Raw genomic sequence first — 1700 nt, forward strand, 5'->3', positions numbered from 1 at the left:
TGTTATGTGTCACTACCTTTTGCACGCTTAAAGTCATGACAGTGTGCACGCTTAAGGTCATGACATTGTTTACACCTAATGTCATGACATTGTGCACAGTTTCGTGACCTTTTATGCTGTGTGTCGGGCACAATCGGATAATGAGTAAGGCAATTCCTCCGGAGATTCGCCGGAAAATTATTGAGTTCGATCCCTTCGACGGTCACGGTCTATCTATCACCGCGTTTTGCGAACAGTTGAAGATCTCCCGCCGCACGTTCTACAACATCCGTGCCCGATACGATGAGGAAGCAGGTGCCGCGTTGCATCCGCATTCCAGCGCCCCGATCACCCCAGCAAGGACCTACGACGAGCACGTGACCGCAGCACTGCTTGTGATCCGGAAGCGTTTGAAAACCCAGGGCTGGGACTATGGTCCCATCTCCATTCGGTTTGAAGGTATTGCATCAGGAGAGCTAGCAGATCCGGTGCCGTCCGTATCCACGATTGCTCGCCTGTTGCGTGCGGCAGGAGCTGTGGAATCAAACCCGAAGAAACGCCCCAAGATCACCCGTGTTCGTTTCCAGCGTGGTCAAGCCATGCACATGTGGCAAATTGATGGGTTTTACTATCGCCTCCACGACGACAAACGAACACCTGCCACCATCTATCAAATCATCGATGACGCTACCCGCTTCGATGTCGGTACCTGCGCCTATGCGGCACACGAAAACTCTAAAGATGCCACAGATGCTGTACGCAAGGCCATTGCCACCTTTGGTGCCCCGCATGAACTTCTCAGTGATAATGGGGCTGCTTTTAACCAGCTACGCAACGGTGTTGTTGGCCCCTTGGAAGCCTACCTGGCATCGGTTGGGTGCTTGAGTATTTCCGGCAGGCCACGCAACCCGCAAACTCAAGGTAAAGACGAGCGTTCACACCGCACACTGTTTAGATTCTTGGAGGCACACAAACCAAAAACACTGAAGCAGTGCGAGGTGCTGATCGATAAGTATCGAGATCAATACAATAACCGGCGCCCACACCAGGGCCTTCCAGAGTGTGTCACCCCGGCCACAGCGTGGCACCTTGTTGGGGTTGTGCCACCTCAAGACCCGATCCCACTGGAGGTGCTAAAGCAGAAAGCAGAAAACTACGCGCTTCAACGTCGTAACGCTTACCTCACCTCAGGGGTTATCCGCCAGGATGAAAAACCACCACGTCCGAAACGAAACGGTGGAGTCACAGGCTATTCATGCCCCAGTATTGCTGACTCAGATGACAACGGTTTCGGTACAGTGACTGTCACTGAAGCTAATCAGATGGTGTTTTTCCAAGGGATGCGCATTGCTGTTCCCCGATCGATGAGAAACAGAAGTTTCCACCGCACAGCCACAGAAAGCGAACTTGGCTTTTGGGATGCCGAAGACGGTGAACTCGCTTTGTCGATCCCACTTCCCGTGGTCGCTATCGCAAAGACAAAGGCATACATCAACTCCTACAACATCAAAGGCGTGTGGATGAAGGATCCACCCAAACAATGGCGTATCAAACACGAAAAAGCCCAAAAACGATTCGCCACCATTAGCCCAGACAAACTACTCCACTAAAACACGCAGGACTGTGCACACACCCATGGGACACAGTGTGCACAACCTCCTGACACCCAGTGTGCACAACCTGATGACACTCAACGTGCACGAGGTGCTGACACTTTACAC

General features: G+C 52.3%; 1 protein-coding gene. It reads left to right on the forward strand.

Features of this window, described 5'->3' with window-relative positions:
* The first annotated feature begins 140 nt into the window (after positions 1 to 140).
* Complete coding sequence (locus JMN37_RS11225) at positions 141 to 1589, forward strand: integrase core domain-containing protein (protein WP_252932197.1); 1449 nt, start codon at positions 141 to 143, stop codon at positions 1587 to 1589.
* The last annotated feature ends 111 nt before the right edge of the window (positions 1590 to 1700 follow it).

The sequence above is a fragment of the Corynebacterium lipophilum genome (assembly GCF_024102595.1).
Classification (GTDB): domain Bacteria; phylum Actinomycetota; class Actinomycetes; order Mycobacteriales; family Mycobacteriaceae; genus Corynebacterium; species Corynebacterium pseudogenitalium.

What these genes read in the sequence shown, in the direction of transcription:
- JMN37_RS11225 (WP_252932197.1), top strand. Translation starts at nt 141, where the DNA reads ATGAGTAAGGCAATTCCTCCGGAGATTCGCCGGAAAATTATTGAGTTC.